The sequence below is a fragment of the [Clostridium] symbiosum ATCC 14940 genome, from assembly GCF_000466485.1.
Classification (GTDB): domain Bacteria; phylum Bacillota; class Clostridia; order Lachnospirales; family Lachnospiraceae; genus Otoolea; species Otoolea symbiosa.
The window spans coordinates 1-5,005 of sequence record NZ_KE993014.1 but is presented as its reverse complement, the minus strand read 5'-3'; the positions used below and the strand labels follow the sequence as shown (position 1 = coordinate 5,005).

General features: G+C 50.5%; 3 protein-coding genes. All 3 read right to left on the bottom strand.

What is annotated here, in order from left to right; genetic code table 11:
- Nucleotides 1-45: 45 nt before the first annotated feature.
- Nucleotides 46-891, bottom strand: coding sequence for a glycerophosphodiester phosphodiesterase family protein (locus CLOSYM_RS18930; protein WP_003498527.1), 846 nt, complete (start codon nucleotides 889-891; stop codon nucleotides 46-48).
- A gap of 159 nt (nucleotides 892-1,050) precedes the next feature.
- The gene (locus CLOSYM_RS18925) at nucleotides 1,051-1,590 is read right to left on the bottom strand and encodes a metallophosphoesterase (protein WP_021643395.1); all 540 of its coding nucleotides are present in this window, start codon (nucleotides 1,588-1,590) and stop codon (nucleotides 1,051-1,053) included.
- A 65-nt stretch (nucleotides 1,591-1,655) separates the two neighbouring features.
- The gene (locus CLOSYM_RS18920) at nucleotides 1,656-4,865 is read right to left on the bottom strand and encodes an AAA family ATPase (protein WP_044902900.1); all 3,210 of its coding nucleotides are present in this window, start codon (nucleotides 4,863-4,865) and stop codon (nucleotides 1,656-1,658) included.
- Nucleotides 4,866-5,005 lie beyond the last annotated feature (140 nt).

The following is a 5,005-nucleotide window of genomic DNA, read 5'->3' as shown; positions in this document are numbered from 1 at the left end:
ATATACACCCCCCACCCCCCCGTCCGCTGGCCTGAGGCTGCGTCCTCACCTGCTTAATTTATCCTCCTCCGGAGAAAAACTGTCAAATATAAACACATCAAAATATTTTTTATGTTTTTCAAGCTCTTTCTGACTCCGGATCGTCCAGGCCGCCATCTTGCATCTGTAAAATTTGCGCAGGACCGTCACCGGAAAAGTTTTTGTAAAACGGCAGTTGTAGGCTATAAAATCTGGTTTGCAAAATCCGTTTAACAGGCAGTTTGTAAGAATCCCCTCTATATACCAGGGTGTTTTCAGTCCTTCCCGCCTGTGGTTCGTGGCAAGCTGGCCTCTCACCACCTCTGGGCGGTGATGCTTGAACCACCACAGCGCAAGTGGGCTGAACGACTCGATGCAATATGTACCGTGATAATAATCCAGGAGCTTTGCAACAGCCTCGCAGGTCTCCCTGAATTTTCTCTCTACCTTGAGTTCGATAATAAGCGGAACCCTCCCCGCCACCATGCGCAGAACATCCTGAAGCGCCGGTATGGTCTGTCCGGAACGGAACAACGGATAATTTTTTAGTTCTTCAAAGGTACAGTCCTCTATCCTGCGGGCAGTCCCGGCCACACGTTTCAAGTCATAATCATGGACTACGACAGGAATCTTGTCTTTTGTAAGCTGGACGTCGAGTTCAATCCCATATTCTTTCTCCACCGCCTTCTCAAAGGCAGGCATTGTATTCTCCGGGTTGAAGGACGCATTGTCGTGAAAGCCCCTGTGGGCTATGTACTGTTTTTCAAATGCTTCCAGCCTGTCTTTCCTGCCGACTTCCGGCATCATACAGCAGTAAAACAGGGAAAGAAATGATACGGTTATCACTCCCGGTATTACAATTGTCACTTCCATCACCTTTCATTCTGTCTATCGTTCAATCGCTATCTTTTTTACTATAGCACAAAAGGCCGGGGGATTCCAGATGCGCAGGTCGATTTTTGTAATTTTAGAAACCGTTCAGCCTCTGCATCATTAGTTGCAGTTTGGCCGAAGGCTGAACGGTAACTAATTTTAAGTCTCTGCAGCCTCCAAACGCTGCTCCCTGGACATCTCGTTTTTTATTTTCTCAAACTGTACGGGGGTATATCCGATACGTTCCACACAGGCACAAAAGCTGTGGCTGGACTTATCCCTGTACATCGGGTTTCCGTGGACATGTCCGAATATGTTGCCGTAAGGACTGTAGGAATTTACATACATCGGTTCATGGGAAAGCATGAAAAAGCCCTCCAGCACAACGGGAAGAGAGTACACCTCTTCAAAGCCCGTCTCCATCCATTCCCTGACGGTAAAATTCCTGTCATGGTTTCCCATCACCAGTATCTTCCGGCCGTTCAGCCCCGATATAAGGGCTTTTAAAGCTTCTTTATCCATATTCCAGGCCACATCACCCAGGTGATAGACAACATCCTCCTTTTTCACGGTTCTGTTCCAGTTGGCAATCAGGGTCCCGTCCATCTCCGGGCCGTTTTTAAAAGGCCTTCCCTCGTACCTTAAGATGGCTCCATTATCACCGAAATGTGTGTCTGATATAATAAATATTTCTGACATATCTGTTTCCTTTCTGCTTTGAGCAAGTTGTGCGAAGACAGTGAAGCATTGTTTTAAAGCCGCCGTCAGTCTTCAAGCTCCCAGTGCACAAAGCTTCCCTTATCATTTTTCGTGACCAGAAGCTTTCTGTCAATCTGCTCTTTCAATTCCGTCACATGAGAGATGATTCCCACCAGTCTGCGATCTCCGGCCAGTTCCTTCAGGATTCTGATTGCTTTCATCCGGGAAGACTCATCCAGGGAACCGAAGCCCTCATCCACAAACATTGCATCAATATTGACCTTCCCGGCCGTACTCTGGATTACATCCGCCATCCCTAAGGCCATTGCCAGCGCCGCCATGAAGGATTCTCCGCCGGAGAGTGTTTTTACATCACGTGTTCGGTCCGTACTCATGCTGTAGACATCTAAATCCAGGCCCACCTCGCCTTTCATCCCCAGCAGCTCCATGTCCCTGCATTGCAGCAGGAACTGGTTGTCCGTCATGATGCAGAGTCTCTTATTTGCCGCATGAATCATCTGCCTGAAATACTGTCTCTGAATATAGGTCTGGAAATCGATCCTGGCAGAGCCGGTCACCTTTCCGTCAGCAGTGGTATAGAGAATTTCTATCTGCTGTTTTTCCTCCTTCAGCTTCCTGCGTTCCTCCATCAGCTTTTGAAGGTTCCTGTATGCCCCCTCATTCCGGATTCTCCGGGCCGACAAAAGCCCTGCCCTCTCCGCTGCTTTTGCTTTTTCGTCCGTCAGCATATCCCTTTCCTTCAAAAGCTCAGATTCTTCCACACGCGTAAGCTTTTTTGCCGCCTTACTGAGCTGCTGGAATATCGTCCTTGCCTTTAACAGCTCTTGATTGAATCTTTCCATATCTTCGGAAAGCATGGCTATCTCATTATCCGTCAAAACAGAATTCCTATACTCTTCTTCCGTTGCAAAACCATTCTTCTTCAGAGCTTCTTGCCACTTTTTCCTGTTTTCTTCCACCTTCCGCCCCAGTACGGCTTCTCTCTCCCTCTCGGAAGACAGGTAAGCCTCCTTTTGCGTTATACTGCTTTTTATCCTGTCGGCTTTGTCCTTCGCCTCCCCGGCGCTTTGTTCCAGCAGCACTCTCTCGTTCACCAGGCGCTCCAGCTCCCGCTCAGCGTCACTCCTGCTTTCCCATAAAAGATTTTTTCGAAGCTGCTCCGTCTCAACCTGTATCCGGCTGCTGCGGATTGCAGCCTCCTGAGCCCTCGGTCTCAGTTCCCGCAGTCCCTCCTGCTGTTCATCCCATTTTTTTCTCAGGGAATCCTGCTGCGTTTTGTTCCGCTCCAGTTCTTCAGCCTCACGTTCCAGCCGGACGCGCTCCTTCGATATTTCCTCTGCCATTGTAAGGCATGCTCCGATTGCCAGGCTCACCCATTGCCTCTGTTCTTTGATATTTCTACGGTCCGGCGCATTCTTCTCAAGCGCAGCACTTTCCTCAGCCGATGCATCTCCCTCCAGCAGTTTTGCCGTCAGCACGCTGACCAGCTTAGCCTGCCCGTCTGAACGGATTCCGTATTCCTGGCTCTCCGATGCTGCTTTCCGTAGTGTGAGTTCCGCCCTCTCCCTTCTCTTCTTGGCCTCTTCCACCTGCTTTTCGGTGACTGCTTCCGCCTCCAGCACCGCCTTCTTCGGGTGATGCAGGGAGCCGCAGACGGGACAGGGGGCACCTTCTTCCAAAGCCGATGCCATGATACCGGCCTGGATGGAGATAAACAAGCGGTTTATCTCCGCATATTCCGCCTCGGCCTTCTCAAATGTTCTCTGTGCCGCCAGAACCTGTCTTTTTTTATCTTCCAGATCATGTTCAAGCCTCTCCTGAAGTTCCAAATCCGACTGTAACTGCCTCAAATCCGACAGGCGGACTTTTACAGCCTCTTCCCTGCCCTGCATTCCTGACAGTGCAAGGGGGACTTCCGCCAGACGGGCGCCCTGCCCTTCCAGCTCCTTCCTCCTGATTTCCAGCTCCCTCAGAGTTTTTTCCGCCGCCTCCATTTCATTCTTCAGTCTGTCTGCTTCCTGCCTGGCGTTCACAGCCTCCTTAAGCTTTTCATCCAGATGTGCATAGGAAGGCATTGCCTCCCTCAGCCGTCCTGCGGAAAGTTCCAGCTCAGGACGCCGCTTTGACAGCTCGCACATCCTGTCCTGCACGGCTTTTTCCGCTTCTCCCAGAGGCATGGCCAGCTCCGCAAGCTCCTGCTCCAGCCCCCTTATCTTTTCGCCTGTCCGGGCAAGCTCACTTTCATCCGACTCGCAATTCATCAAAAGAGGCCGGAGCGGTTCGGCCTGTTTGGCACGCTTCAGTTTCAGGGCATCACGGCCGCGTTCCGGCACTTCCAGTTCCAGCCTTTTAAGCGTTTCCCCGGCCGCTTCGCATTCATCCAGCCGTCTGTTCTGTTCCCTGGCAAGCTCCAGGTTACGGTTAAGGACAGATAGTTTTTCTATTAACTGCTCCTGCCGCCCGGCCGCTTCCCTATCCTGCTTTTCACTCTCCCCGGCTATCTCGCTCAGCAGCTCTGATATCTCTTCGCTTCTGGTCTCCAGTTTTCCTGATACCTCCCGCCACCGCGCCTCCAGTCCTCCACTGTCTTCCGGCAGGGAAATCTGGGCCAGTTCATGCAAGCATAAATTCTCGTTGTCCTTCAGCTTAATATAGAGTTCATTGTTTTTTTCCTTGAGCTTCTGCTGGATCCTCCAATAAATTCCCGTATTGAACACCCGGGAAAATATCTCTTTCCTGTCTTTCGACGACGCGTGGAGCAGTTTCATATATTCCCCCTGGGCTATCATCGCAATCTGGGCAAACTGGTTCCTGTCCACACCTACAATCTCCCGGATCTTTTCATTTATCTCGCTGAGCCGTCCGGGATATTCGCTGCCATCAGGCAGGATCAGACTGGCTTTTGCCTGCACCATAGTGACCGTGCGCTCTCCATCCCTGTTTTTCCTTTTGCTCGCCCGCTGGTAGGCCGGATTCCTCCTGATGCGGTAGACCTTTCCTTTATCAGTAAAGACAAGTTCCACCCAGGTCTCATCCCCGTCCTTTGCATACTGGCTGCGCATCATTGTGCCGTCGCGGCTGTCACTGCTGGTCTCGCCATAGAGAGCAAAAGAAACCGCGTCAAATATTGTCGTCTTTCCCGCTCCCGTATCTCCGGTAATTAGAAAAAGGCCGTGATCTACCTTTTCGAAATCAATCTCCGTGATACCTGCATAAGAACTGAAAGCAGACATGGTTACTTTTAAGGGTTTCATCTTATCGCTCCTCTCCTGGTTTCTGAACATGAATTATAGCCCATTATACCATAAATCATTTTACTTGTACCAGAATTTTCAGACGGCGAGGCTACTATGACCTAATTAGAGATTTAACTGAGGTTGGAGGACGCGTCCGG